Source organism: Micrococcus antarcticus, assembly GCF_044872765.1.
GTDB lineage: Bacteria > Actinomycetota > Actinomycetes > Actinomycetales > Micrococcaceae > Micrococcus.
In genome coordinates, this window is record NZ_CP085253.1 from 616,160 (window position 1) to 641,819 (window position 25,660).

General features: G+C 73.7%; 21 protein-coding genes. 6 read left to right on the plus strand and 15 right to left on the minus strand.

Annotated elements, in window-relative coordinates:
• Positions 1–19 precede the first annotated feature (19 nt).
• Both rpsD and LG274_RS02955 read right to left on the minus strand, forming a co-directional pair.
• Positions 20–646, minus strand: a complete 627-nt coding sequence (rpsD, locus tag LG274_RS02950; protein WP_298985534.1) for a 30S ribosomal protein S4 — start codon at positions 644–646, stop codon at positions 20–22.
• A gap of 276 nt (positions 647–922) precedes the next feature.
• On the minus strand, positions 923–2,389 hold the full coding sequence (locus LG274_RS02955) for a replication-associated recombination protein A (protein ID WP_298985533.1): 1,467 nt from the start codon (positions 2,387–2,389) through the stop codon (positions 923–925).
• A 129-nt stretch (positions 2,390–2,518) separates the two neighbouring features.
• Here LG274_RS02955 and LG274_RS02960 point away from each other — a divergent pair, with 129 nt between their 5' ends.
• Positions 2,519–4,264 (plus strand): choice-of-anchor I family protein, encoded by a 1,746-nt coding sequence (locus LG274_RS02960; protein ID WP_298985532.1) that lies wholly within the window; start codon positions 2,519–2,521, stop codon positions 4,262–4,264.
• Between the two features lie 73 nt (positions 4,265–4,337).
• A complete protein-coding gene (dtd, locus tag LG274_RS02965) occupies positions 4,338–4,808 on the plus strand; it encodes a D-aminoacyl-tRNA deacylase (protein WP_298985531.1) in 471 nt (156 codons plus the stop codon).
• Between the two features lie 25 nt (positions 4,809–4,833).
• On the opposite strand, the gene aspS is transcribed toward dtd, so the two are convergent.
• Positions 4,834–6,660 carry an aspartate--tRNA ligase gene (aspS, locus tag LG274_RS02970; RefSeq protein WP_298985530.1) on the minus strand — a complete coding sequence of 609 codons (1,827 nt, stop codon included), beginning with the start codon at positions 6,658–6,660 and terminating at the stop codon, positions 4,834–4,836.
• A gap of 219 nt (positions 6,661–6,879) precedes the next feature.
• Here aspS and LG274_RS02975 point away from each other — a divergent pair, with 219 nt between their 5' ends.
• Positions 6,880–8,118: an APC family permease gene (locus tag LG274_RS02975; RefSeq protein WP_404465990.1), complete on the plus strand. Its 1,239-nt coding sequence runs from the start codon at positions 6,880–6,882 to the stop codon at positions 8,116–8,118.
• Positions 8,119–8,130: 12 nt separating this feature from the next.
• Here LG274_RS02975 and LG274_RS02980 read toward each other — a convergent pair whose 3' ends face one another.
• Both LG274_RS02980 and hisS read right to left on the minus strand, forming a co-directional pair.
• Entirely contained in the window at positions 8,131–8,304 is a 174-nt protein-coding gene (locus LG274_RS02980) for a hypothetical protein (protein WP_404465318.1), read from the minus strand.
• Between the two features lie 62 nt (positions 8,305–8,366).
• Positions 8,367–9,743: a histidine--tRNA ligase gene (gene hisS / locus LG274_RS02985; protein WP_248115619.1), complete on the minus strand. Its 1,377-nt coding sequence runs from the start codon at positions 9,741–9,743 to the stop codon at positions 8,367–8,369.
• A gap of 175 nt (positions 9,744–9,918) precedes the next feature.
• Here hisS and LG274_RS02990 point away from each other — a divergent pair, with 175 nt between their 5' ends.
• Both LG274_RS02990 and LG274_RS02995 read left to right on the plus strand, forming a co-directional pair.
• A complete protein-coding gene (locus LG274_RS02990; RefSeq protein WP_404465320.1) occupies positions 9,919–11,592 on the plus strand; it encodes a DUF349 domain-containing protein in 1,674 nt (557 codons plus the stop codon).
• Between the two features lie 102 nt (positions 11,593–11,694).
• Positions 11,695–12,369: a hypothetical protein gene (locus LG274_RS02995; RefSeq protein ID WP_404465322.1), complete on the plus strand. Its 675-nt coding sequence runs from the start codon at positions 11,695–11,697 to the stop codon at positions 12,367–12,369.
• 7 nt (positions 12,370–12,376) lie between these two features.
• Here LG274_RS02995 and LG274_RS03000 read toward each other — a convergent pair whose 3' ends face one another.
• The 8 genes from LG274_RS03000 to LG274_RS03035 form a co-directional block, all read right to left on the minus strand.
• The gene (locus tag LG274_RS03000; protein WP_404465324.1) at positions 12,377–14,701 is read right to left on the minus strand and encodes a RelA/SpoT family protein; all 2,325 of its coding nucleotides are present in this window, start codon (positions 14,699–14,701) and stop codon (positions 12,377–12,379) included.
• A gap of 128 nt (positions 14,702–14,829) precedes the next feature.
• The gene (gene secF / locus LG274_RS03005) at positions 14,830–15,852 is read right to left on the minus strand and encodes a protein translocase subunit SecF (protein ID WP_404465326.1); all 1,023 of its coding nucleotides are present in this window, start codon (positions 15,850–15,852) and stop codon (positions 14,830–14,832) included.
• The gene (secD, locus tag LG274_RS03010) at positions 15,849–17,633 is read right to left on the minus strand and encodes a protein translocase subunit SecD (RefSeq protein WP_404465328.1); all 1,785 of its coding nucleotides are present in this window, start codon (positions 17,631–17,633) and stop codon (positions 15,849–15,851) included. The genes secF and secD overlap by 4 nt, the downstream gene beginning before the upstream one ends.
• Positions 17,634–17,691: 58 nt before the next feature.
• Entirely contained in the window at positions 17,692–18,183 is a 492-nt protein-coding gene (yajC, locus tag LG274_RS03015) for a preprotein translocase subunit YajC (RefSeq protein WP_404465330.1), read from the minus strand.
• Positions 18,184–18,249: 66 nt separating this feature from the next.
• Complete coding sequence (gene ruvB / locus LG274_RS03020) at positions 18,250–19,251, minus strand: Holliday junction branch migration DNA helicase RuvB (protein ID WP_404465332.1); 1,002 nt, start codon at positions 19,249–19,251, stop codon at positions 18,250–18,252.
• A gap of 17 nt (positions 19,252–19,268) precedes the next feature.
• Positions 19,269–19,910 carry a Holliday junction branch migration protein RuvA gene (gene ruvA / locus LG274_RS03025; protein ID WP_298711150.1) on the minus strand — a complete coding sequence of 214 codons (642 nt, stop codon included), beginning with the start codon at positions 19,908–19,910 and terminating at the stop codon, positions 19,269–19,271.
• Positions 19,911–20,005: 95 nt separating this feature from the next.
• Positions 20,006–20,671: a crossover junction endodeoxyribonuclease RuvC gene (gene ruvC, locus LG274_RS03030; RefSeq protein ID WP_298711153.1), complete on the minus strand. Its 666-nt coding sequence runs from the start codon at positions 20,669–20,671 to the stop codon at positions 20,006–20,008.
• Positions 20,672–20,682: 11 nt separating this feature from the next.
• On the minus strand, positions 20,683–21,447 hold the full coding sequence (locus LG274_RS03035; RefSeq protein WP_366370376.1) for a YebC/PmpR family DNA-binding transcriptional regulator: 765 nt from the start codon (positions 21,445–21,447) through the stop codon (positions 20,683–20,685).
• 93 nt (positions 21,448–21,540) lie between these two features.
• Here LG274_RS03035 and LG274_RS03040 point away from each other — a divergent pair, with 93 nt between their 5' ends.
• Entirely contained in the window at positions 21,541–23,625 is a 2,085-nt protein-coding gene (locus LG274_RS03040) for a M3 family metallopeptidase (protein ID WP_404465335.1), read from the plus strand.
• Positions 23,626–23,763: 138 nt separating this feature from the next.
• On the opposite strand, the gene LG274_RS03045 is transcribed toward LG274_RS03040, so the two are convergent.
• Positions 23,764–23,985 (minus strand): hypothetical protein, encoded by a 222-nt coding sequence (locus tag LG274_RS03045; RefSeq protein WP_404465337.1) that lies wholly within the window; start codon positions 23,983–23,985, stop codon positions 23,764–23,766.
• 276 nt (positions 23,986–24,261) lie between these two features.
• The gene (locus LG274_RS03050) at positions 24,262–25,605 is read right to left on the minus strand and encodes an alpha/beta hydrolase family protein (protein WP_404465339.1); all 1,344 of its coding nucleotides are present in this window, start codon (positions 25,603–25,605) and stop codon (positions 24,262–24,264) included.
• Between the last annotated feature and the right edge of the window lie 55 nt (positions 25,606–25,660).

The following is a 25,660-nucleotide window of genomic DNA, read 5'->3' on the forward strand; positions in this document are numbered from 1 at the left end:
GGGTCCCGGAGGAGAGGGATCAGCGCGCGTAGTACTCGACCACGAGCTGCTCCTCGCAGGTCACGGGGACCTCGGAGCGCTTGGGGCGACGGGAGAGGGTGGCCTGGAGCCTCTCGATCTCCACGGTCAGGTAGCCCGGGGTGGTGGGCAGGACCTGCTGGTGGGCGCCGGCGGCGGCCAGCTGGAAGGGGACCATCTTCTCGGAGCGCTCGTGCACGTGGATCATCTGGCCCGGCTTCACGCGGAAGGAGGGGATGTCGACGCGCTTGCCGTCCACCATGATGTGGCGGTGCACGACGAGCTGGCGGGCGGCCTGGATGGTGCGGGCGAAGCCGGAGCGCAGCACGAGGGCGTCGAGGCGCATCTCGAGGAGCTCGACCAGGTTCTCACCGGTCAGGCCGGCGGTGCGCTTGGCCTCCTCGAAGTAGCGGCGCATCTGGGCCTCGCGGATGTTGTACTGCGCGCGCAGACGCTGCTTCTCCTTCAGGCGCACCGCGTAGTCCGAGTCCTGCTTCTTGCGGGCGCGGCCGTGCTGACCGGGGCCGTACGGACGGCGCTCCATGTACTTCTCGGCCTTGGGGGTCAGGGCGATGCCCAGAGCGCGGGAGTGCCGCACGGTGCGGCGGGTGCGCAGGTTGCCACTCATGGTGGTTCCTTCTTTCCTTGACATGCGACACGGTTCGGGTTTGTCTCCGCGCCCCGTCAAGCACCCGCGCGGGCGCGGGCGACGGTGAGGGCGTGGAACCTGGCCTCCGCGTGATCCTCCGGAGAGCTGAGGGGCGTGCCGCCGCCCGTCATCCACTGATGCGCTGCGCGGTCCGCGCCGGAGCGCAGGCACACGGGGTGCCCGCCGATCGGCGCGGGGGGATCAGTCTGCGGCGCAGCGCCTGCCAGACCGGTCAACCCTACCAGAGCCGCGGGCTCAGTCCTGCCCGCGGACGATGCGCCGCAGGGCCGCCACCTGGTCCACGAGCCGCTTCTCATGGCCGATGGGCTTGGGCCGGTAGTAGTCCTTGCCCACGAGCGGGTCCGGCGGGTACTGCTGGCGGGCGACGGCGTGCGGCTCATCGTGGCTGTACACGTACCCCTTCCCGTGGCCGAGGTCCGCCGCGCCGGCGTAGTGGGCGTCCCGCAGCGGCGGCGGAACGAGCCCGCCGTGGCCCGCGCGCACGTCCGCGATCGCCTCGTTGATCGCCGTGTAGGAGGCGTTCGACTTCGGCGCCGTGGCCAGGTGCGTCACGGCCTGCGCGAGGATGATCCGCCCCTCCGGCATGCCGATCAGCTGCACCGCCTGGGCGGCGGCCACGGCGGTCTGCAGCGCGGTGGGGTCGGCCATCCCGACGTCCTCGGAGGCAGAGATCACGACCCGCCGGGCGATGAACCGCGGGTCCTCCCCCGCCTCGAGCATCCGCGCGAGGTAGTGCAGCGCCGCGTCCACGTCCGAGCCGCGGATCGACTTGATGAACGCGGAGATCACGTCGTAGTGCTGGTCGCCGTCCTTGTCATAGCGCTGGACCGCGTGGTCCATCGCCTGCGCGGCGTCCTCCGCGGTCACGGTCACGGGCGTCCCGGCCTCGGCGCCCTCTCCCCCGGTGGACGGGTCGCCGTCCGCCTCCGCGGGATCCGCCCCCTCGGCCGCGGGGCGGTCGTCGCGCGCCCGGTCCAGTCCGACGCCGGCGGCCGCCTCCAGCACCGTGAGGGCCCGTCGGGCGTCGCCGGCGGCCATGCGCACGATGTACTCCCGGGCCTCGTCCGTGAGGGCGACCGCGCCGTTGAGCCCGCGCTCGTCCGCCACCGCCCGGTCCACGAGCCCCACGATGTCCTCCGCGGTGAGCGGCCGCAGCGTCAGCAGGAGCGACCGCGAGAGCAGCGGCGCGATCACCGAGAAGCTCGGGTTCTCCGTGGTGGCGGCCACGAGCACGACCCAGCGGTTCTCCACACCGGGCAGCAGCGCGTCCTGCTGCGCCTTCGTGAACCGGTGGATCTCGTCCAGGAACAGGACGGTGGTGCGGCCGTAGAGGTCGCGCTCGCGCAGGGCCTGCTCCATCACCTGGCGCACGTCCTTCACGCCCGCGGTGATGGCGGAGAGCTCCGTGAAGGTGCGCCCCTCGCCGCGCGCGATCACGTGCGCGAGCGTCGTCTTCCCGATCCCGGGCGGCCCGTACAGGATCACCGAGCTCGGGCCCGCGGCCTGCGAGGCGGGGTCCGGCTGGGCGAGCTTGCGCAGCGGCGAGCCGGCGTGGAGCAGGTGACGCTGGCCCAGGACCTCGTCGAGGGAGCGCGGCCGCATGCGCACCGCCAGCGGCGCGGACGGGTGCGTCCCGGCGACCGTCCCGGCGGGGCCGGGGTCGTCGTCGGGGGTGAGCGCGGCGGAGAAGAGGTCGTCCATCCCCTCCAGCGTAGGCCTCCCCCGTGCCGGTCACCCCGTGGAGAGGTGGGCGTCAGCGCGGGGTCACCCGCGGTTCACCCGCATGGCATAGATCTCAGGGGTACCCCCGCACCCCAGCACAGGAGCCCCATGCGCACCCTGCACCGCCTCGCCGCGGCGACCTCCGCCGTCGCCCTGTCCGCCGCCGTCGTCGCCCCGATGACCGCCGCCGCCCCGCCCGCCCACGCGAAGGCCCACGGGCGCTCCGCGGCCGTCGCGTCCGGCGACGCGGCCGGCAGATCCGTCGAGCTGACCCCCGCCGGCACGCACGAGACCGGTGTGTTCGGCGAGTCCGCCGCCGAGATCCCGGCCTTCGACCCCACCACCGGCCGCCTGTTCGTGGTCAACGCGGAGAAGGGCGCGATCGACGTGCTGCGCGTCGGCGCCGACGGCGCCCCGACCGCGGAGACCGTCCTCTCCGCCGAGGGCCTGGCCACCGCCGACGGCTCCATCACGGACGAGGGTGCCACGGTGAACTCCGTGGCCGTGTCCGGCGGCGTGATGGCCATGGCCGTGGAGGCCGCGGACAAGACCGGCCTCGGCTGGGTCGTGTTCTTCGACACCGAGACCCTGGAGTACCTCGGCGGCGTCCGCGCGGGCGCCCTGCCGGACTCCATCGCCTTCTCCCCGAACGGCGAGTACGCCGTGGTCGCCAACGAGGGCGAGCCCGCCGACGACTTCTCCGTGGACCCGGAGGGCACGATCTCCGTGATCTCCGTGCCGAAGAACGTCCAGCAGTTCTCCCGCCTGTCCCAGGACGACGTGCGCACCGTGGACTTCCGCGCCTACGACGAGGGCACCGCGCTGCCCGAGGGCGTCCGCGTGTTCGGCCCGGACGTGCAGGTTCCGGAGGGCCAGGAGGAGGCCGGCTACGTGGCCCGCAACCTCGAGCCCGAGTACGTCACCATCGGCGACACCGGCCGCACCGCCTACGTCTCGATCCAGGAGGCCAATGCGATCGTCGCGATCGACCTGAAGTCCGCGTCCATCGAGGACTTCTGGGCCCTCCAGCTCACCGACTGGTCCCAGGACGGCGTCCTCGACGTCTCCAACGAGGACGACGCGATCACCCTGCAGAACTGGCCCGTGATGGGCGTGCCGATGCCCGACGGCATCGACTCCTACCGCTGGCGCGGCCAGGACCTCGTGGTCTCCGCCAACGAGGGCGACTCCCGCGAGTGGGGCGACTTCGTGGACGCCGAGCGGGTGAAGGACCTCGAGCTGTGCAAGGCCGAGTACCCGGACGCGAAGGCCCTGCAGAAGAAGGGCGCCCTGGGCCGCCTCAACGTCATCACGGACCTCGGCTACGACGCCGAGCGCGAGTGCTACTCCCAGCTGCACGCCTTCGGCGGCCGCTCCTTCTCCATCTACACCGCGGACGGCGAGCGGCTCTTCGACTCCGCCGGCATGATCGAGGAGCAGATCGCCGCGCTCATCGAGGCCGGCGAGCTGCCCGAGTGGGCGTTCAACGCGAACAACGACGAGACCCCCTCGTTCGACTCCCGCTCCGACGACAAGGGCGTCGAGCCCGAGTCCGTCGTCGTGGGCCGGATCCAGGGCCGCACCTACGCGTTCGTGGGCCTGGAGCGCATCGGCGGCGTGATGGTCTTCGACATCACGAACCCGACGCAGGCCACCTACGTGGACTACGTCAACGAGCGCAACTGGGACGCCGAGGGCGACGACGCCGAGGCCGGCCTGGGCGACATGGGTGCCGAGGGCCTGACCTTCGTGCCCGCGCACGAGTCCCCCTCGGGCGTGGCGCTGCTGATCGTGGCCAACGAGGTCTCCGGCTCCACCACCGTGTACGAGGTGAACCCCACCCCCGTGAAGTGATGCGCTGACGGGGCATGGCCCCGACGCGACCCGGACGGGCGCGCCGCGGAACGGCACGGGGCACAATGGCCCCATGAGAGCCGTCCTGCAGCGCGCCCGTTCCGCGTCCGTGACCGTGGTCGACGCCGAGGCCGGCACCCGCGAGGTGGTCGGCGAGCTCGCGGCGCCCGGGCTCATGGTCCTGCTGGGAGTGAGCACCGAGGACGGACCCGCCGAGGCGGACGCCCTCGCCGCGAAGGTGGCGCACCTGCGCATGCTCGACGGCGAGGAGTCCCTGGTGTCCGCCGCCGCGCCGGCCCTCGTGGTCAGCCAGTTCACCCTCCACGGGGACGTCCGCAAGGGCCGCCGCCCGTCCTGGACGAGGGCGGCGCGCGGCGATCAGGCGGAGTCGCTGTACGAGCGCTTCCTGGCCGGGCTGGAGGCGGAGGGCGTGCACGTGGAGCGCGGCGTGTTCGGCGCGCAGATGGACGTGGCCCTCGTGAACGACGGGCCCTTCACGCTGATCGTGGACACCGACGACCTGGCGGGGCCGCGGCGAGGCTGACGACGCCCCCGCCGCGGCCCGAGAGTCAGGCCTGGGGCGCCTCGGCCCTCTCGCCCTCGGCCTTCTTCGGCTCCGGCTTCGCGTCCACACCGGCCTCCTTGCGCTGCTGCGGCGTGATCGGCGCCGGGGCGGCGGTCAGCGGGTCGAAGCCGCCACCGGTCTTCGGGAAGGCGATGACCTCGCGGATCGACTCGGTGCCGGCCAGCAGCGCCACCACGCGGTCCCAGCCGAAGGCGATGCCGCCGTGCGGCGGGGCTCCGTACTTGAAGCCCTCGAGCAGGAAGCCGAACTTCTCGTTCGCCTCCTCCTGGGACAGGCCCATGACCTCGAAGACGCGCTCCTGCATCTCCTGGCGGTGGATGCGGATGGAGCCGCCGCCGATCTCGTTGCCGTTGCACACGATGTCGTACGCGTAGGCCAGGGCCGAGCCCGGATCGGTGTCGAAGGTGTCGGCGAACTCGGGCTTGGGCGAGGTGAACGCGTGGTGCACGGCGGTCCACGTGCCGGAGCCCACGGCCACGTCGCCCGAGGCGACCGCGTCGGCGGCGGGCTCGAACATGGGGGCGTCGACGACCCACACGAACGCCCAGTCGGCGTCCTCGGCCTCGACGCCGTTGCCGGCGTCCGTGAAGAGCTCGCAGCGGCGGCCGATCTCCACGCGGGCCGCGCCGAGCAGCGCGCGGGCCTCCTTGGCGGAGCCGGCGGCGAAGAACACGCAGTCGCCGGGCTCGGCCCCGACGGCGGCGGCAAGGCCGGCCTTCTCCTCGTCGGTGATGTTCTTGGAGACCGGGCCGGTCAGCGAGCCGTCCTCCTGGACGAGCACGTAGGCCAGGCCCTTGGCACCGCGCTGCTTGGCCCACTCCTGCCAGGCGTCGAGCGTGCGGCGGGCCTGAGAGGCGCCGCCGGGCATCACGACGGCGCCCACGTACTCGTTCTGGAACACGCGGAAGGGCGTGTCCTTGAAGTACGCGGTGAGGTCGGTCAGCTCGAGGCCGAAGCGCAGGTCCGGCTTGTCCGAGCCGTACTTCTCCATGGCCTCGGCGTACGTCATGCGGCGGATCGGGGTCTGGACCTCGACGCCCACGAGGCCCCACAGGGCCTGCACGATCTTCTCGCCGAGGGCGATGACGTCGTCCTGCTCCACGAACGAGGCCTCGATGTCCAGCTGGGTGAACTCGGGCTGGCGGTCGGCGCGGAAGTCCTCGTCGCGGTAGCAGCGGGCGATCTGGTAGTACTTCTCGATCCCGCCGACCTGCAGCAGCTGCTTGAACAGCTGCGGGGACTGGGGCAGCGCGTACCAGGAGCCGGGCGCGAGGCGGGCGGGGACGAGGAAGTCGCGGGCGCCCTCCGGCGTCGAGCGGGTCAGCGTGGGGGTCTCGACCTCGGTGAAGCCCTCGCCGTGCAGCAGCTCGCGGGCCGTGCGGTTGGCCTCGGAGCGCAGGCGCATGATGCGGCTCGGCTGCGGGCGGCGCAGGTCGAGGTAGCGGTGGCGCAGGCGCGCCTCCTCGCCGACCTCCACGTGCTCGTCCACCTGGAACGGCAGGGCGGCCGCGGTGTTGAGCACGGTGACGTCCTCGGCGATCAGCTCGACCTCGCCCGAGGCGAGGTTCGCGTTCTCGTTGCCCTCGGGGCGGCGCTCCACGGTGCCGGTGACCTGCAGGACCCACTCGTTGCGCAGCGGGTCGAAGTCGGCCTCGTCCCGCACCACGACCTGGGCGCGGCCGGACGCGTCACGCAGGTCCACGAAGGCCACGCCGCCGTGGTCACGCCGCTTCGCCACCCAGCCGGTGACGGTGACGGTCTGGCCGATGAGCGAGGCGTTGAGCTCGCCGAGGTGGTGGGTGCGCAGCACGGGGTGTCCTCTCCGTCCGGTGTCCGCCGGACGAGGTGCGGGGTTCATGTGATGGTCGGTCCGCCGTGGTATCCCTGGGGGACACGCGCGCGGACCGTCGCACGCGAGTCTACTGGCCGCCCGACGGCGCCAGGCCACCACCGTCCCCTCTGACCAGGAGGCCCCGTGCTGCAGCGCCGCCTGACCCTGCCCCATGCCATCGCCATCGGCCTCGGCTCCATGATCGGTGCGGGCGTCTTCACCGCCATCGGCCTCGCGGCCGCCCTCACGGGCGGGCATCCGGGGCTGCTCTTCGCGGCACTCGGCCTGGCCGTGCTCACCGCGCTGTGCAACGCGCTCTCCACCGCCCAGCTGGCCACGGTGCACCCCGAGTCCGGCGGCACCTACGTGTACGGCCGCCGGCAGCTGCACCCCCTCGCCGGCTTCCTCGCCGGCTGGGGCTTCGTCACGGGCAAGACGGCCTCGGTGGCCGCCATGGCGACGACGGTCGGCCTCTACCTCTTCCCGGACCAGCCCCTGGCCGCGCGCCTGGCGGGCGTGGCCGCCGTCGTCGTCCTCACGGGCGTGGCCATGGCGGGCGTGACCCGCACCGCGCAGGCCACCATGGCCATCCTCGTGCCCGTGGTGGCGGTGCTCGCCCTCACGACGGCGGCCGGGCTGGCCCTCGGCGATCGCGGCGCGGGCGACGTGGCGGGCGGCCTCGGGGACGCCCCCATGGCGGGCGTGCTCATGGGCGCGGGCGTGCTGTTCTTCGCGTTCGCCGGCTACGCCCGCGTGGCGACGATGGGAGAGGAGGTCATCGACCCGCGGCGGACCATCCCGCGGGCCATCCTGATCGCCCTGGGCCTGACCGTCGGCCTCTACACGCTCGTGACGCTCGGGCTCCTCGCCGCGCTCGGCCCGAGGGGCCTGGCGCTCTCCCCGGCGCCCGTGCGCGAGGCACTCGAGGTCACCCTGGGCTCCGGATGGGGCTGGCTCGCCCTGGTCGCCGCCGGCCTGGCCAGCGCGGGCGCGATGCTCAACCTGCTCACCGGCATCTCCCGCACGGCCCTGGCGATGGCCCGGGAGTCCGACCTGCCGCGGCCCCTGGCCCGCGTGCACGAGCGCACCGGCACGCCGTGGGTCGGCCAGCTGGCCGTCGCGGTGGCCGTGATCCTGCTGGTGCTCACCACCGACATCCTCACCGTGGTGGGCTTCAGCTCCTTCGGCGTGCTGGCCTACTACGCCGTGGCCAACCTCGCGGCGCTCACCCTGCGCGGCGGCGAGGACGGCAGGGACGCCGCGCTCCCCCGCCCGCTGCGGGTCCCGCGGGCAGTGAACGTGCTGGGCCTCGTGCTGTGCCTGGTCCTGGCGTTCACCCTGCCGCCCCTGTCCGTGGTGGCGATGCTCGCGGTCTTCCTCATCGGCGTGGGCGGGCGCGCCTTCGTGCTGGCCGGGCGGGACCGGCCCCCGCGCTGAGGCCGGAGGCCGTCAGGCCGATGCGGGCCGTCGGCGACGACGCTCCTGGCGAGCCGCGGCGATGCCGTCCACCGGGCCCACCAGCAGCCCGCCGAGCACCAGCACGGTGATCTCGTACGGCTGCGGGACCAGCGGGTTCGGCTCCCCGGCGGTGAGGAGGGTCAGGACGGCGGTGGGCAGCTCCATGGTGGCATCCTCGGCGTCGGCCATGACCCGCCTCACGGACAGGCGGGTCGGACGGGCATCGGTCAGGCGGGGTCGACGTCCTCCGCGCGCGTGATCTGCGGCAGCAGGTCCTCGGCGGACGGGGTCCAGTCGGCCGGGTCGGCCGCGGTCTGCTCGCCGGAGCGGATGTCCTTGACCTCGTGGGTGCGGGTGCCGGCGTCGTCGCGACCCATGAACCACACATAGGGGATGCCGCGGCGGTCGGCGTACTTGATCTGCTTGCCGAACTTCTCCGCGCTCACGGCAACCTCGGCCGGGATGCCCCGCTCGCGCAGCAGCGCGGCCACGTCCTGCGCCTCCGACCAGTCCGCGTCCTGGGTGAGCGCGACGTACACGGCGGTCGGCACGGAGCGTGAGGCCACGGCCATCTCCTGCGAGAGCATGCGCATCACGAGGCGCGTCACGCCGATGGAGAGGCCCACGCCCGGGAAGACGCGGTTCCCCTTCGACGCCAGCGCGTCGTAGCGGCCGCCCGAGCAGATCGAGCCGAGCTGCTCGTGGCCCACGAGCACGGTCTCGTAGACGGTGCCGGTGTAGTAGTCGAGGCCGCGCGCGATCGAGAGGTCCGCGACGGCGCGCCCGGGGGCGCGGCGGTGCAGCGTGCCCACGACGTCGGCCAGCTCGGCCAGGCCCTCCTCGAGCAGCTCGTCCTCCACGCCGAGGGCGCGGACCTGCTCGACGAAGGAGGTGTCCTCGGTGCGGATCGCGGCCAGCTCGAGGGCCTGGCGCGCCTGCTCCTCGGTGGCGCCGAGCTCCTCCTGCAGCAGACGGGCGACCTCGTCGGGGCCGATCTTCTCCAGCTTGTCGATGGAGCGGAGCACGCCCGCGGCGTCGGTGAGCCCGATGCCGCGGTAGAAGCCCTCGGCGAGCTTGCGGTTGTTCACGCGGATCAGGAAGTCGCCGATCGGCAGGGCCCCGAGCGCCTCGGCCATCACGAGCGCGACGTCGGCGTCGTAGCGCGGGGAGAGCTCGCCGTCGCCTACGACGTCGATGTCCGCCTGCGTGAACTCGCGGGCGCGACCCTCCTGGGGGCGCTCGCCGCGCCAGACCTTCTGCATCTGGAAGCGGCGGAACGGGAAGGCCAGGTGGCCGGCGTTCTCCACCACGTAGCGCGCGAACGGAACGGTGAGGTCGAAGTGCAGCGCCAGGCGCTTCGGGTCGTTCGGATCCTTGGCCGAGGTGCCCTCGGCGTCCTCGGCGAGGCGGGAGACGGCGTAGACCTCCTTGTCGATCTCGCCCTTGCGCAGCAGCTGGCCCAGGGTCTCGACGGCGCGGGTCTCGATGCCGGCGAACCCGTGGAGCTCGAAGGTCCGGCGCAGGGTGTCCAGCACGTGCTGCTCCACGAGGCGCTCGGCAGGGAGCCACTCGTGGAAACCGGAGAGGGAGGCCTTGCGGGACATGGGAATCCTTCGCGACGACGGTGAGGGGCGGTGGCGGGAACGGAGCACCGAGCCCGAGCACCGGCCCATTCTAGTCGGGGCCGCCGACGCGGCCGGTACGCTGGGGACGTTCGTGTCCATCCCGACCGGCCCGCGCCCCGCGTGCGCGTCGGCGCATCCAGGGAGAGTTCCAGCGGTGACCCACCAGCAGCAGCCCGACGACCAGCAGTCCCCCGCCCTCGAGGACGAGGCCGAGGCGACCGCCGCCCTGCCCGAGCAGGACGCCCCCCAGACCCCCGAGCAGGACGCCCCGAACCAGGACGCCGTTCCTGCCGAGGAAGCCGGCGCCGAGGAGCCCCCCGTGCCCGCGGAGGCCCAGCCGCTGGCCGTGGTGGTGCCCGACGCCTCCGAGCACGGCACCGCGCCGGCCGAGGACACCGCGGAGGCCCCGGCGGAGTCGTCCGCCGAGCAGGCCGCGCCCGCCGCCCGCCCCGGTCCGGCCTCCCCCGCCGCGATGCGCCCCGCGGCGCCCAAGGCCCCCGCCACTCCCGCCGCCGTGAAGCCGGCGCGCGCCGCCAAGGCCCCGGCCGTCGTCGCGCCCGCCGTGCCCCCCACGCCGATCGCCGAGGCCGCCCGCTTCGCCCGCGTGAGCGAGGACGGCCACGTCACGCTGCTGGACGGCGAGGACGAGGTCGCGGTCGGCCAGGTGCCGGAGGCCTCCACCGAGGACGCGCTCAGCTACTTCGTGCGCAAGTACGACGACGTGCGCGCGCAGATGGCCCTGTTCCAGCAGCGCATCGCTGCCGGGGCCCCCTCGAGCGAGCTGGGCAAGGCCCTGGGCCAGATGACCTCCGCCGTGGACGAACGCCACATGGTGGGCGACATGGCCGCGCTGCGCACCCGCCTCGCCGCCCTCGACACCCTCCTGGGCGACTACCGCGCCGCGGAGCAGGAGGCCCGCCAGGCCGCCCAGGCGGAGCAGCTGGCCGCCCGTGAGGCGATCGTGGCCGAGGCCGAGGGCTACGCCGGCACCGCCGCGGAGCGGATGCCGTGGAAGCAGGCCTCCGCGCGCATGGCCGAGCTGTTCGACGAGTGGAAGGCCGCGCAGAAGGCCGGCCCGCGCCTGTCCAAGTCGGTGGAGGACGGCCTGTGGAAGCGCTTCCGTGCCGCCCGCACCACGTTCGACAAGACCCGCCGCGCCCACTTCTCGCGCCTCGACGCGGCGAGCTCCGAGGCCAAGCAGGTCAAGGAGAAGCTGATCGCCCGCGCGGAGGAGCTCTCCTCCTCCACGGACTGGGGCGTGACGGCCGGCAAGTACCGCGACCTCATGGACGAGTGGAAGAAGGCCCCCCGCGCCTCCCGCAAGGAGGACGACGCCCTGTGGGCCCGCTTCCGCGCCGCACAGGACGTGTTCTTCGCGGCCCGCAAGGCCGTGGACGCCGAGGTCGACCGTGAATACGCCGCCAACCTCAAGGTCAAGGAGCAGATCCTGGCCGACGGCCAGAAGATGCTCCCCGTCACCGACCTCAAGGCGGGCCGCACCGCGCTCAATGCGCTGCGGGGCCGCTGGGAGGAGGCCGGCAAGGTGCCGCGGGGCGACATGCGCCGCATGGAGGAGGGCTTCCGCAAGCTCGAGGACGCCGTCAAGGAGGCCGAGTCCGAGCACTGGCGCCGCACCGATCCGGAGACCAAGGCCCGCACCAGCTCGGCCCTGACCCAGCTCGAGGAGACCATCGCCGGCCTCGAGGCGGACCTGGAGAGGGCCAAGGCCAAGGGCGACCAGCGCGGCATCGCGAAGGCCCAGGAGGCCCTTGACGCCCGCCTGCAGTGGAAGCAGGCCCTCGAGGCCGCGGCCTCCGAGCTGCGCTGACCCCTCCGCGGCGTCCCCCGAACGCCGGCTCCCGCACCCCCGTTCGGCACCTGTCCACAGGTGCCGAACGGGGGCGCGGCGTCTCTGGCACGCTTCGGTGCCATGAGCACCTCCCCCGCCCCTGCGTCCGCCGCGCCGCCGACGGCCACACCGCCGGCCACTGCCCTCCCGACGTCGGCCCGCCGCGGGCTCGCGACGGACCTCGTTGTGGCCGGGGAGCACTTCACCGACGCGGAGCTGCAGGCGCTCGTGCACCGCGGCGCCATCGATCGGGTCCTCCCGGGCGTCTACTGCCGGTCCCGCGCGGCCCGCGACGCGGAGACACGGGCCGCCGCCCTCTGGCTCCTGGCCGGCCCCGTCCTGGCGGCCGGCTGGACGGCGGTGGGCCCGTCAGCGGCGTGGGTGCTCGCGGGCGGGCCGGCGCCCCCGCGGATCCACGCGGCCGTGGCGCACTACCACCGCCTGCCCGCCGGCGGCACGGTCCTGCCGTGGGCGCTCGTGCAGTCGGACGTGGCCGCGGGGCCGCAGGGGCACGCCGAGGCCGAGGCGGACGTGATGCGGGTTGGGCCGGCGCGCGTGACGACGCCGGCCCGCACCGTGGAGGACCTCCTGCTCACCGGGGACCCGGACCACGCGCGGCGCGCCGCGCACGTGATGGCCCGCCACGGGACGGCGGGGCTGACCGAGCGACTGGCTCGGCCCAAGCGGCGGGCGGGCGTCGTCGCCGCCCGGGCCCGCCTCGCGGCGCTGCTCACTGCGCTGGAGGCGCCCGGGTGAGGGGCGCTCAGGTGCGGTGGACGTCGAACACGCCGTCGATCCGGCGCACCGCGTTGACCACGTGGCTCAGGTACATGGGATCGCCCATCTCGAAGACGAACCGGCTCATGGCCACGCGGTCGCGCGTGGTGTTCACGGACGCCGAGAGGATGTTCACGTGGTTCTCCGCGAGCACGCGCGTGACGTCCGAGAGCAGGGACGTGCGGTCGAGCGCCTCCACCTGGATCTCCACGAGGTAGACGGTGTCCCGCGAAGGCGCCCACTCCACGGGCACGCGGCGCTCGGGCTCCTGCCCCAGCATGGTCGCCAGGTTGCGGCAGTCGGCCCGGTGCACGGAGACACCAGAGCCGCGCGTGACGAATCCGTCCACCTCGTCCGGGGGAACGGGGTTGCAGCACCGCGCCAGCTTCGCCAGCACCCCGCCGTCGCCGGCCACGAGCACGCCGGCGTCGTTGGTGGCACGCTGCGGGGTGCGGCGCGTCTGCGCGGGGACGAGCGCTGCGAGGTCGACCTCGCCCACGGGGAGCTCCGCGGTCGGCTCCGCGGCGGGGGGCGCGGGCGGGGCCAGGCGCTCCTCGAGCCGCTCGCACACGGCCTGTGCGGAGACATGCCCGTCGCCCACCGCGGCGAAGAGGCCGTCCAGGTCGGCGTAGCCCATCTCCTCCGCGACCCCGACGATCTCCTCGCCGCCGAGCACCTTCTGCACGGCAAGGCCGGCCCGGCGCATGCGTCGGGTGAGGGCCTCGCGGCCGCGCTCGGCCTGCTCGTCGCGGCGCTGGGTGGCGAAGTGGTGGCGGATCTTGGACCTGGCCCGCGGCGAGACCACGAACCCCATCCAATCCCGGCTCGGGCCGGCGTCCTCGGCCTTGGAGGTGAACACCTCCACGGTGTCCCCGTGGCTGAGCGGGGTGGAGAGCGGCACGAGCTTGCCGTTCACGCGCGCGCCGATGGTGCGGTGGCCGACGTCGGTGTGGATGGCGTACGCGAAGTCCACCGGCGTGGACCCGGCCGGGAGGGAGCGGATCTCGCCCTTGGGCGTGAACACGTAGACCTCGTCGGCGCCGATCTGGGTGCGCAGCGCGGAGAGGAACTCGTCCGGGTCCCGCGTGTCCTTCTGCCAGTCCATGACGGAGCGCAGCCACGCGGGCGTGGCCTGCGCGGGGGCCTGGGCAGCCGCAGCCGCCCCGGCCTTGTACCGCCAGTGCGCGGCCACGCCGTACTCGGCCTGGCGATGCATCTCCAGCGTGCGGATCTGGATCTCCACGGGCTTGCCGTCGGGACCGATGACGGTGGTGTGGAGGGAGCGGTACATGTTGAGCTTCGGGACGGCGATGTAGTCCTTGAACCGACCCGGGATCGGGTTCCACCGCGCATGGATCACGCCCAGCACCGCGTAGCAGTCCCGCACGGTGTCCACGATGATGCGGATGCCCGTGAGGTCGTGGATCTGGTCGAAGTCCTTCCCGCGCGTGATCATCTTCTGGTAGATCGAGTAGTAGTGCTTGGGGCGCCCGGTGACGGTGGCCCGGATGCGCTGCTCGCGCAGCTGCTCCTCGATCACGCCGCGCAGGGACTGGAGATGCTTCTCCCGCTCCGGATTGCGGTCGCCCACGAGGCGCACGAGCTCCGCGTAGACCTTGGGCTTCAGAGCCGCGAACGCGAGGTCCTCGAGCTCCCACTTCACCGTGTTCATGCCGAGCCGGTGCGCGAGCGGGGCGTAGATGTCCAGGGTCTCCCGCGCCTTCTTGGCACTCGAGGCGGGTGAGACGTAGCGCCACGTGCGGGCGTTGTGCAGGCGGTCCGCGAGCTTGATGAGCAGCACGTTCACGTCCTGCGCCATGGCGATGACCATCTTGCGGACGGTCTCGGCCTGTGCGGCGGCCCCGTAGGTCACCTTGTCCAGCTTCGTGACGCCGTCCACGAGCAGCGCGACCTCGGGGCCGAAGTCTCGGCGCAGCTGCTCGAGCGAGTAGTCGGTGTCCTCCACGGTGTCGTGCAGCAGGGCCGCCAGGAGCGTGGGGCCGGTGACGCCGATCTCGGCGAGGATGGTGGCCACGGCCACGGGGTGCGTGATGTAGGGGTCCCCCGAACGGCGCATCTGCCCCGCATGGCAGCGCTGCGCGACCTCGAAGGCGCGCACGATCTCCATGAGCTCGGCGCGGGTGGCACGCTGGCGCACGGTGCGCATGAGCGGCTCGAGCAGCGGCGAGTACTCGGTGGCGTGGCGGCCGGTGAGGCGGGCCATGCGGCCGCGGGGCCGCGCCGCGGCGGGCGGTGTCTGCGGCGCCGGGGGCGGGCCGGCCGGGGCGGGGTGCTGGTGCTGCTCGCTCATGGCGGCGACTCCTTCGGATACCGGGCCCGGCCCGCGGATGATGGGCGAGTCTACCCCGGGCAGAGGGACGGGGGCGGGCGGGCACGTCGCCGTGCCCGCCCGCCCCCGCCCGGGTCGTCGTCAGCGGATCAGACCGCCGGGACGCGCCCCTCGCCGTCCTCGCCGTCCGCGCCGCGGGCGGCGGAGAGCTCGCCCACCCGCGCGTCGTGCGCCCGCACGTCCGCGTCGCCGCGGCGCAGGAGCGCGTACAGCGGGGCCTGGATGAAGAGCGTGGAGAGCGTGCCCACGATGATGCCCACGAACAGGGCCAGGGCGATGTCCCGCAACGTGCCGGCCCCGAGCAGTCCGGCGCCGATGAACAGGATGGAGCCCACGGGCAGGATGCCGACGATCGAGGTGGTGATCGAGCGGACGAGCGTCTGGTTCACGGCCAGGTTCACGTTCTGCGCGAACGTGCGGCGGGGGTCCTCGTGGTCCGTGGCCGTGTTCTCGCGGATCTTGTCGAAGACCACCACGGTGTCGTAGAGCGCGTAGGAGAGGATCGTGAGGAAGCCGATGATCGCCGAGGGCGTCACCTCGAACCCCGTCGCCCCGTAGATCCCGGCGGTCAGGGCCACCACGTACAGCATGCCCAGCACGGCGGCGAGCGACATCTTCCACGTGCGGAAGTACAGGGCCATGAACAGGGTCACCAGCACCACGAACACGATCAGGCCGATGAGCGCCTGCTGGGAGACCGCCTGGCCCCAAGTCGGGCCGACGAACGTGGAGGTGACCTGGTCCTGTCCCACCCCGTAGGCGCCCTGGAGGTTCTCGGCCACCTGGCGGGTCTGCGCGTCGTCGAGCTGTTCGGTCTGCACGCGCACGGTGCCGGGCGCGATGTCGGTGACCGTGGGGTCCGAGTCCGGCACCACGTCGGCGACGGCCTGCCGTCCCGGCTCCACGTCCGTGGACTGGGCGGAGGAGACGGTGAACTCCGAGCCGCCCTTGAACTCGATGCCGAGGTTGTACCCGCCGCGCAGCGCGGTCAGGCCCGCGGCGAGGGCCAGGAGGATCCCGGCGAGGGCGAACCAGCGTACCCAGCGCTGGACGAAGGGGTAGGAGGTCCGCCCCGAGTAGAGGTCGTTGCCCCAGGCTGCGAAGCGGTTCACGGCGTGTCCTCCTGTGCGGCGGCGCGCTCGGCGCGCCGGCGTTCGGCGATGGTCATGGGGGCCGCCCCGCGGCGCCCGCGGGACGGGCCGGCGAGGACGGACGCGGCGGCGTGCGCGCCCGAGGCGGGGGCGCCGTCCTCCTCGGCGGAGGTTCCCGGCGCGGCGACCCGGGGCTCCCGGAGGCGGCCCGCGCCCTGGTACAGCGCCGGCTCCTCCCCCAGCAGCGAGGGGTCCAGCCCGGACATGCGGTGCCCGCCGCCGACGAAGCGGGTCTGCGCGAGCAGCTGCATGATCGGGTGGGTGAACCAGAAGACCACGATGAGGTCGGCGATCGCGGTGAGGCCCAGGGTGAAGGCGAAGCCGCGGACGTTGCCCACGGCCACGAAGTAGAGCACGACGGCGGCGAGCAGGTTCACGGCCTTCGACGCGGCGATGGTGCGCTTCGCGCGCTTCCAGCCCTCGTGGACGGCGACGTCCACGGTGCGGCCCGCGCGCAGCTCGTCCTTGATGCGCTCGAAGTAGACGATGAACGAGTCGGCCGTGAGGCCGATCGCCACGATCAGGCCCGCGATGCCGGCCAGGGAGAGGCGGTAGTTGTCCGTCCAGCCGAGGATGGCGATGGCGAGGTAGGTCAGGAGTCCGGCCACCACGATCGAGGCGAACGTCAGCAGGCCGAGGGCGCGGTACTGGAAGAGCTGGTAGACGGCCACCAGGGCGAGGCCGATGAGGCCCGCGATCAGGCCCCAGAACAGCTGGTCCTGGCCGAGGGTGGCAGAGATCTGCTGTTCGGACTCGATGGAGAAGGAGATGGGCAGCGAGCCGTAGCTGAGCTGCTCGGCGAGCTGAGCGGTGGACTCCTCCGTCATGCTGCCGCCGCTGATCTGCGCGCTGCCGTTGGTGATGACGCCGTTGGACTGCGGCGCGGAGATGACCTCGCCGTCCAGGACCATGGCGAACTGCTTGCGCGGGTCGCCCTCCGGGTACGGGGTCAGGCGTTGCGTGACCTCGGCGAAGGTCTTGGCGCCCTCGGCGTCGAAGTCGATGTTCACGACCCACTGGTTCGTGGACACGCCGCCCGTCGCCTGGGCCATGCCGTTGGTGGCGCCGTCGATCTGGGTTCCGGGGATGACCACGGGGCCCAGGAGGTACTTCACGGACGGGGAGACGATGCCGCCGTCCGTCTCCTCCGCCGGCTGGCACGCCACGATCGCCTGGTCCGCGGGCTGGGCCGGGGCGGAGGGATCGCGGGGCACGGTGCAGTCCGCGCGCTGGAACTCGTCGGCGAGCTCGGGCGTCAGCCGGTTCGGGTCGTAGGCGTCCGTCGGCTCCGCGGTGGGCTTCGGGAACTGGTCGGCAGGAATGAGCTGGTCCTCGGGGGTGGCCTCGCCGGGGGCGGCCTGCAGCACGGGGCGGAACACCATGTCCGCAGAGGCCTGGATGAGGCGGCGCGTCTCGTCGTCGGGCACGCCGGGGAGGGAGACCACGACGTTCTCGGCGCCCTGGGTGGCCACCTCGGCCTCGGCCACGCCGGAGCCGTCCACGCGCTGGCGGATGATCTCCACTGCCTGCTGGAGCTGCTCGGGGGTGGCCTCCTCACCGGAGGCGGTCTGCGGGGCCAGCACCATCTGCGTGCCGCCCTCGAGGTCCAGGGCCAGCTTCGGGGCCCAGCTCGCCTGGCCGGAGGCCACGCCGAAGCCGAGGATCGCCGTGAGCGCCACGACCAGGGCGGCCAGCCAGGCCAGGGTGCGCGCGGCTGAGCCGGTGGGGGATGTCTTCGCCATGCTTCAGGTGCCTCCGTCCGCGTCGGGGGCGGCCCGTGACCGGGCCGCCGGGTGGGTCTCAGGGGCGGTCGGTCCGCGGGGCGGTGCCCTCGTGGCCGGGGTCCACGACGTCGGCCGCCGTGGAGCCGGACGCGGCACTCTCCGGAGCGACGCGCGGGTCGGTGGTCGGCGCGGCGGTCGGCTCGGCGAGGACGGGACCGTCGGCCGCGGCATCGACGCCGGTGGGCTCCACGACGCTGGCGATGCCCTGGAGGTGGAAGTCCATGCGGATCCCGGGAGCGACCTCGAGGGTCGCGCGCTGCTCGGACTCGTCGAGGCGCACCACGCGGCCGAAGATGCCGGAGGTGGTCATGACCTCCTGGCCCGGGGTGAGGCCGCGGCGCATCTCCGCCTGCTGCGTCTGCACCTTCTTCGCGCGGCGCATGGAGATGAACATGAGCACGGCCAGGGCCGCGAACATGAGCAGAATGAACATGCTGGAGCCGCCGCCGGCGGGCTGTGCGGCCGCCGCGGGGGCCAGGGCGGGGAGGGCGTGGTCGAGCGAGGACATGCGTCGGGCTCCGTCAGTCGAGGTCGGGGTCCGGGCCAGTCTAGGGGCCGTCCCCGCCCGGGCCGCTCAGGCGGAGCCGGGGGCTGCCGGCGCCGTCAGCCCCAGGTGCTCCCACGCTCCAGCCAGCGCGACGCGGCCACGCGGCGTGCGGGCCACCATCCCCTCGCGGATGAGGAAGGGCTCGGCCACCGTCTCCACGGTCTCCATCTCCTCGCCCACCGCGGTGGCCAGGGTGGACAGGCCCACCGGCCCCCCGCCGAACGTGGTGCACAGCGCGGTGAGCACCGCGCGGTCGAGGCGGTCCAGCCCGCGGGCGTCCACCTCGTACATGGTGAGGGCGGCCGAGGCGGCCTCGGCGTCCACGGACTCCAGGCCCTTCACGAGCGCCCAGTCCCGCACGCGGCGCAGCAGCCGGTTGGCGATGCGCGGGGTGCCGCGCGAGCGGGAGGCGATCTGCCGGTAGCCGTCCGTGTCCACGCGCATGTCCAGCAGCAGGGCGGAGCGGCGCAGCACGCGCTCCAGCTCCTCCTCCGCGTAGAACTCGAGGTGGCCGGTGAAGCCGAACCGGTCCCGCAGGGGGCTGGGCAGCAGGCCCGCGCGGGTGGTGGCGCCCACGAGCGTGAAGGGCGGCAGCTCGAGCGGGATCGAGGTGGCGCCGGCGCCCTTGCCCACCACGATGTCCACGCGGAAGTCCTCCATGGCCATGTAGAGCATCTCCTCGGCCGGCCGGGACATCCGATGGATCTCATCGAGAAAGAGCACCTCCCCCTCGGTGAGCGAGGAGAGGATGGCCGCGAGGTCGCCGGCGTGCTGGATGGCCGGGCCGGAGGACAGGCGCAGCGGGGCGTTCATCTCCGCCGCCACGATCATGGCCAGCGTGGTCTTGCCGAGGCCGGGCGGGCCGGAGAGGAGCACGTGGTCCGCCGCGCGGTCCCGCAGCCGGGCCGAGGCCAGCATGAGGTCCAGCTGCTCGCGCACGCGCATCTGCCCCACGAACTCGTCGAGGTGCTTCGGCCGCAGCGCCGCCTCGAGCCGGCGCTCCTCCGCGTCCGCCTCGGGGGCGGTCATGGGCCGCTCGGCCATGCTCACCGGCCCCCGCGTGCGGCGCCGGCGGTGCCGACGTCGCGCAGGGTGGCGCGCAGCAGCGCGGCGACGTCGCGGGAGTCCTCGAGCTCCGGCCGGGCGGCGACGGTGGCGGCCACGGCCTTCTCGGCCTCCTTCTCGGACCAGCCCAGGCCCGCCATGGCCGCGACGACGTCGGCGTGCCACGCGGTCGCGGCGGCCTCCTCGGCGACGGGGGCGTCCTCCTCCGGGACCTGCTCCCCCGTGGGGGCCAGCCGACCGGAGAGCTCCACGATGATCTTGCGCGCCATCTTCGGGCCGATGCCCGGCACGCGCGTGAGGGCCTTCTCGTCCTCCTCTGTGACGGCGCGACGCACGGCCTCCGGGTGGTGCACCGCGAGGATGGCCAGGGCCAGGCGCGGGCCCACCCCGTTGGCGCCGATCAGCACCTCGAACACCTCGCGCTCGTGGCGGTCGGCGAAGCCGTAGAGGGTCAGCGCGTCCTCCTTGACCACGAGGTGCGTCTGGACGTGGCCGGGGCGGCCCTCGTGCAGGGTGGCGAGGGTCTGCGGGGTGGAGTGGAAGAGCACGCCCACGCCGCCGGTCGCGATGACGGCGCGATCCAGCGCCACGTGCTCCACGGTGCCGCTCAGGGACGCGATCATGCTGGGCCTTCCGACGTCGAGGGGGACGCATTCGAACATATCATCGAACGTCCCGCGATCCCGGCATCCGCCCGGCCCCCGGCGAGGGCGCGGGGTCAGCGGCGCCTGCCGCCCGTCGAGCGCTCCGCGGCGAGCCACGCCCGCTGCGCCGCCGTCATCTCCCCGGCCCGCGTCGGCAGGGGGACCCGGGCCGCGGAGTGCGATCGTCCCGCCCGCGAGGCCATGTCGGCCGTGTCCATGCCGGTCTGCCCGGCCGCGTGGCCGAGGGCGGTGCCGCGCCAGCCGTGGGCGATGGCCAGCGCGAGGGCGTCGGCGGCGTCGGCCGGCCGCGGCGGGGCGTCGAGCCGGAGGATGCGGGTGACCATCGTGGTGACCTGCTCCTTGCCCGCGTCGCCGTGGCCGGTCACCGCCGCCTTCACCTCCGAGGGGGTGTGCAGCCCCACCGGGATCCCGGCGCGCGCCGCCGCCGCGATCGCCACGCCGGCCGCCTGGGCCGTGCCGAGCACGGTGGGCGTGTTGTTGTTGGCGAACATGCGCTCCACGGCGGCGCGGTCGGGCCGGTGGCACGCCAGGATGCGGGTCACGGCCTCGTCGATCCGCAGCAGCCGCTGGTCGAGGGAGGTCCCGGGCGGGGTGCCCACGACCTCCACGTGCACGAGCGCGGCCCGACGACGGGCGTCCACGTCCACGACGGCGATCCCGCAGCGGGTGAGCCCGGGGTCCACCCCCAGGATCCGGACGACGTCGGCGGGCCGCGTCACGGCGGTGCTGCTCAGTCCTCGTCCAGCTGGGCGAGGATCTCGGGGGCGATGTCCACGTTCGAGTAGACGTTCTGCACGTCGTCGAGCTCCTCGAGCGCGTCCACGAGCCGCAGGAAGGTGCCGGCGCCCTTGGCGTCCTCCAGCTGCACCTTCATGGTGGGGATGAACTCGACCTCGTCGGTCTCGTACTCGACCGAGGCGGCGTCGAGCGCCTCGGCCACCGCGCGCAGGTCAGAGGGCTCGGAGACGATCTCGAAGTCCTCCCCGGCCTCCACGACCTCCTCGGCGTCCGCGCCGCCCTCGAGGATGGCCTCGAGGAGCGAGTCCTCGGTGTTGCCCTCGGCCGGCAGGCGCACGACGCCCTTGCGCGTGAAGAGGAACGAGACGGAGCCGGAGTCGGCCATCGTGCCGCCATTGCGGGTCACGGCCACGCGCACCTCGGAGGCGGCGCGGTTCTTGTTGTCCGTGAGGCACTCCACGAGCAGGGCGGAGCCCTGGGGGCCGCGCACCTCGTACATGATCTCGACGTAGTCGATGACCTCGCCGGTCAGGCCCGCGCCGCGCTTGATGGCGCGGTCGATGTTGTCGTTGGGGACCGAGTTCTTCTTGGCCTTGCTGACGGCCAGGTCCAGGGCCGGGTTGCCGGACATGTCCGCGCCGCCGGCGCGGGCGGCGACCTCGATGCCCTTGATGTACTTGGCGAAGGCCTTGGCGCGACGCTGGTCGATCACGGCCTTCTTGTGCTTGGTGGTGGCCCACTTGGAATGTCCGGACATGCACGCCTCCTGGCTTCGACTGCTGGCTCGACGGCCCAGTCTAGCCAGCGGGCCCGCACCCGCCGACGTCGGCCGCCGTCGTAGGGTGCCCGTATGACCTCCCCCACCGACGCCCTCCCCGAGGGCCACCCCCTGCTGAGCCCCTCGGCCCTCCCCCACGAGCTGCCCGACTTCGCCGCGTGCTCCGACGCCGATCTCGCCGCCGGCATCCGCCAGGGCATGGCGGAGCAGCGCGCCGAGGTGGAGGCGATCCTCTCCTCCCCCGATGCCCCGACCTTCGAGAACACCGTGCGGGCGCTCGAGCTCTCCGGGGCCCTGCTGCGCCGCGTCGCCGCCGTGTTCTTCACGCTCGTCAGCGCGGACGGCACAGAGGCCCGCCAGGCCCTGGCCCAGGAGCTCTCCCCCGAGCTCGCCGCGCACGAGGACGCCCTGCTGCTGGATCCGCGGCTGGCCGAGCGGGTCGCCGCGATCGACGCCGGCTCCCTCTCGGGCGAGGACGCCCGCCTGCTCGAGGTGCTCCGCCAGCGGCTCGACGTCGCCGGCGCCCACCTGGGCGGCGCGGAGCGGGAGGAGCTGCAGCGCATCAACGGCGAGCTCGCCTCCACGTCCTCCGCCTTCACGCGCCGCCTCGTCGCGGACACCGCCGCCCGTGCCGTGCTCGTCACGGACCGCGAGCGCCTCGCGGGCCTCGGCCAGGACGACGTCGACGCCGCCGCGGCCGCCGCGGTGGAGGCCGGGCACCGCGCGGCGGACGCCCCCGCGGGCGAGGGCCCGTGGCTGCTGACCCTCTCCCTGTTCACCTCCCAGCCCTGGCTGGCGGACCTCGAGGACGAGGCGCTGCGCCGGGAGGTGTTCGAGGCCTCTGTGGGCCGCGGCGCGTCGGGGGAGAACGAGACCCTGACGCTGGCGATGGAGATCGTGCGGCTGCGGCTGCGCAAGGCCCGCCTGCTGGGCGCCTCGTGCTGGGCGGAGCAGGCCCTCAAGGACCGCTCGGCGCCGTCCGTGGCTGCGGTGGAGGAGCTGCTCTCCGCCATGGCTCCGCGGGCCATGGCCAACGCCCGCCGGGACGCCGCCGTCGTCGCGGGCACGGGTGACGGCGCGGCCGAGGTGGCCCCGTGGAACTGGCCGCACCTGTCCGCGCGGCACGCGCGGGAGGCGTTCGCGGTGGACACCGCGGCCCTGCGCCCGTACTTCGAGCTGGACCGCGTGCTCACGCAGGGCGTGTTCGCCGCGGCGGGGGCGCTGTACGGGCTCACGTTCACCGAGCGCCCGGAGCTGGCGCGGCACCTGTACCGCCCCGGCATGCGGGTCTGGGAGGTCGCCCGCGAGGGCGGCGAGTCCGTCGGCCTGTTCGTGGGCGACTTCTTCGCCCGGGCCACGAAGTCGGGCGGCGCGTGGATGCACACGGTGCGGGACAAGTCCGAGGCCCTCGGCGAGAAGCCGGTGGTGTTCACCACCATGAATGTGCCCGCCCCGGCGGAGGGCCGCCCGGCGCTGCTGACCCTGGACGAGACCACCACCCTGTTCCACGAGTTCGGCCACGCCCTGCACGGCCTGCTGGCTGAGGGCGAGTACCCCTCGCTGACCGGCACGGCCGTGCCGCGGGACGTCGTGGAGTTCCCGAGCCAGGTGAACGAGATGTGGATCCGCGAGCCGCAGATCCTGGCCGCGTACGCGCGCCACGTGGAGACCGGCGAGGAGCTGCCCGCCGGCACCCTGGAGAAGCTCGAGGCCGCGGACCTGTGGGGCGAGGGCTACCGCACGGTGGAGTACCTGGGCGCCACGCTGATCGACTGGGCGTGGCACACCCTCACGGAGGAGACCGTGGACGCGGCCACCGCGGATCCGGCGGCGTTCGAGCGCAGGGTCCTCACGGAGGCGGGCATCGACCCGGACCTCGTGCCCCCGCGCTACGGCACCGGCTACTTCAAGCACATCTTCGGCTCGGGCTACGCGGCGGGGTACTACTCGTACGTGTGGGCCGAGGTGCTGGACGCGGACGCCGTGGAGTGGTTCCGGGAGAACGGCGGCCTCACGCGGGAGAACGGCGAGCGCTTCGCAGCGGAGCTGCTCGCGCGCGGCAACACGCGGGACCTGCTCGAGTCCTACCGCGCCTTCCGCGGGCGGGACGCGGAGCTGGAACCGCTGCTGCGGCGCCGGGGGCTCACCGAGGGCTGAGCGCGACTCCGTGACCGGGGACGAGCAGTCATGAGGATGGCCGGAACCGGCCCGGTTCCGGCCCGGTCTCCGGCCATCTGCAGGACACCTCCGCCGTGACACGAACGCAGGTGGAGGGTGTCGCCTGGCGGGCCGGTCTCACCGGTAGGGCGCACACTCCCGGACATCGGCACGGCTCCTCCATCCTGGACGCGGAACCAGCCCGCCGTCGGGCAGCGACCACCCGCGGGACATGACAGTCGATCCGTCACGCAGTGTCAGCGTGGTCTCCGACCGCCCGGGCGCCTCCCTGATCCGCACCCGGCCGTCGACGACGGCGTCGATCACCTGCCGTGCGAAGTCCAGGTCGTCGTCGTCCACGCCGATCTCGAAGCGTGCACACCCGTCCACGGAGATCGTCAGTCCCATCACAGCGGCCCCCCGGCTCGGCGAGGTCACCGCAGACCTGCATCTCCGCCGCGTCCCTCCGGTGGGGCACAAGGTCCAGCACGATCATGTCCGCGCCGGCGAGTTCAGCGAGTGAGATCCGCGCCGACCCACGACACACCTCCCGAGCGTGGCCGTACAGCTCCTCCGTCCCCCCTCGTGACACCTCGAGCGGGACCTCGACTCGCTCCCGGCGCCTCCACCACGACGTCATACGCGGCGGGTGCCGGGCCGGCTCGCGCCGAGCACCGCGCGCAGCCAGCCGCGCACGGTGGTGTCCCACTTCTTGGGGTCCACGTTCTGCTCGCGCGTGTGGCGGGCGCGCTGGAACCGCACGAACCGCACGAGCTCGGGGTTGCGCTCGGCCAGGTCCATGGACGGGCCCACGGGCACGTACTCGTCGTCCTCGGAGTGCAGGATCAAGGTGGGCACCCGCACCTGCTCGGCGCGGGTCACCCAGTCCATCGCCTTCAGGTCCACGGGGGCCGCGAGGCCGGTGACGAACCGGCCGGCCCGATTGGAGAGCAGCCACTGGCCCAGCAGGCCGATCGCCTCCGGGATGCGGTTGAGCTTGGCCTGGTGCTCGAGCACGTCCATCCAGTCGACCACCGGGCCGGTGAGCACCACGGCCCGCACATGAGGGGCCAGCGCGGAGCGGTCCACACACTGCAGCGCCACCGCCCCGCCCATCGACCAGCCGAACAGCACGACGTCCTCGGCCCCCTGCTCCATCGCGTACCGGATGGCGGCCTCCACGTCCTCCCACTCCGTGGTGCCGAGCCCGTAGCGCGCGTCCGGGGCGTCGGGGGCGTCGCCGTCGTTGCGGTAGGAGATCAGCAGGGATGTCATGCCGAGTCGCTGCGCCGTGGGCACCGCGCGGATGCCCTCGTTGCGGCGGGCGCCCCGGCCGTGCACCATCACGGCCCACAGCCCCTCGCCGGACCGGGCGTCCTGATCCGCCTCCGGGTCCACGCGCCAGGCCGGGGCGCAGCCGTTCGGCACGGGGACGAGCACCTCTGCGGCCTCGAGTCCGGCGTCGGCCGGGGTGGGGTACACGAACGCGGTGAAGCGCCCCTTCACGGCGGCCGGCAGCTCGCCGGCGTAGACCTCCTCCACGACGCGCTGTACCGTGCCGTCGCGCGGGTCGAACGAGGTGATGGCACCGATCCGCGCGCAGCCGGCGCCGCCGTCGAAGGTCAGCGAGTAGGTGCCGGGGACGGTGGTGTACTCGTCGGCCGGCAGGATGACCTCGGGCCCGTCCTCCCCGTCCACGACGGCCAGGATCGCCGTCGACTCCGCGTGCTGGCGGACGGGCGTCACCACCGTGCGGGCGAAGACGCCCGCGAGCGCGGAGCTGGCCCCGGCCACGACGAACGCCCCGGAGAGGGCCACGCTGCCCACCACCGGGGACCAGCGCGCCATGGGCGCGGCGATCGCCACGGAGCCGCGCACGGTGCCCTTCACCCCTCGGCGCACCAGGCGCTGCGCGAGGGGCACGGCTCCGCGAGCGCGGGACCGGTGGCGGCGGGGGCGACGGCGGCAGGAGGAGGCCATGAGTGCATTCTCGACCACGCACGCGCGGGCGGGCCAATCCGCACCGACCGCGCCG

What these genes read in the sequence shown, in the direction of transcription:
- dtd (WP_298985531.1), top strand. Translation starts at nt 4,338, where the DNA reads ATGAGAGCCGTCCTGCAGCGCGCCCGTTCCGCGTCCGTGACCGTGGTC.
- yajC (WP_404465330.1), bottom strand. Translation starts at nt 18,183, where the DNA reads ATGTCCTCGCTCGACCACGCCCTCCCCGCCCTGGCCCCCGCGGCGGCC.
- secD (WP_404465328.1), bottom strand. Translation starts at nt 17,633, where the DNA reads ATGGCGAAGACATCCCCCACCGGCTCAGCCGCGCGCACCCTGGCCTGG.
- LG274_RS03000 (WP_404465324.1), bottom strand. Translation starts at nt 14,701, where the DNA reads ATGAGCGAGCAGCACCAGCACCCCGCCCCGGCCGGCCCGCCCCCGGCG.
- rpsD (WP_298985534.1), bottom strand. Translation starts at nt 646, where the DNA reads ATGAGTGGCAACCTGCGCACCCGCCGCACCGTGCGGCACTCCCGCGCT.
- LG274_RS02960 (WP_298985532.1), top strand. Translation starts at nt 2,519, where the DNA reads ATGCGCACCCTGCACCGCCTCGCCGCGGCGACCTCCGCCGTCGCCCTG.
- LG274_RS02995 (WP_404465322.1), top strand. Translation starts at nt 11,695, where the DNA reads ATGAGCACCTCCCCCGCCCCTGCGTCCGCCGCGCCGCCGACGGCCACA.
- LG274_RS02980 (WP_404465318.1), bottom strand. Translation starts at nt 8,304, where the DNA reads ATGGAGCTGCCCACCGCCGTCCTGACCCTCCTCACCGCCGGGGAGCCG.
- LG274_RS03035 (WP_366370376.1), bottom strand. Translation starts at nt 21,447, where the DNA reads ATGTCCGGACATTCCAAGTGGGCCACCACCAAGCACAAGAAGGCCGTG.
- LG274_RS02975 (WP_404465990.1), top strand. Translation starts at nt 6,880, where the DNA reads ATGATCGGTGCGGGCGTCTTCACCGCCATCGGCCTCGCGGCCGCCCTC.
- ruvB (WP_404465332.1), bottom strand. Translation starts at nt 19,251, where the DNA reads ATGACCGCCCCCGAGGCGGACGCGGAGGAGCGCCGGCTCGAGGCGGCG.
- LG274_RS03050 (WP_404465339.1), bottom strand. Translation starts at nt 25,605, where the DNA reads ATGGCCTCCTCCTGCCGCCGTCGCCCCCGCCGCCACCGGTCCCGCGCT.
- hisS (WP_248115619.1), bottom strand. Translation starts at nt 9,743, where the DNA reads ATGTCCCGCAAGGCCTCCCTCTCCGGTTTCCACGAGTGGCTCCCTGCC.
- LG274_RS03040 (WP_404465335.1), top strand. Translation starts at nt 21,541, where the DNA reads ATGACCTCCCCCACCGACGCCCTCCCCGAGGGCCACCCCCTGCTGAGC.
- LG274_RS02955 (WP_298985533.1), bottom strand. Translation starts at nt 2,389, where the DNA reads ATGGACGACCTCTTCTCCGCCGCGCTCACCCCCGACGACGACCCCGGC.
- ruvA (WP_298711150.1), bottom strand. Translation starts at nt 19,910, where the DNA reads ATGATCGCGTCCCTGAGCGGCACCGTGGAGCACGTGGCGCTGGATCGC.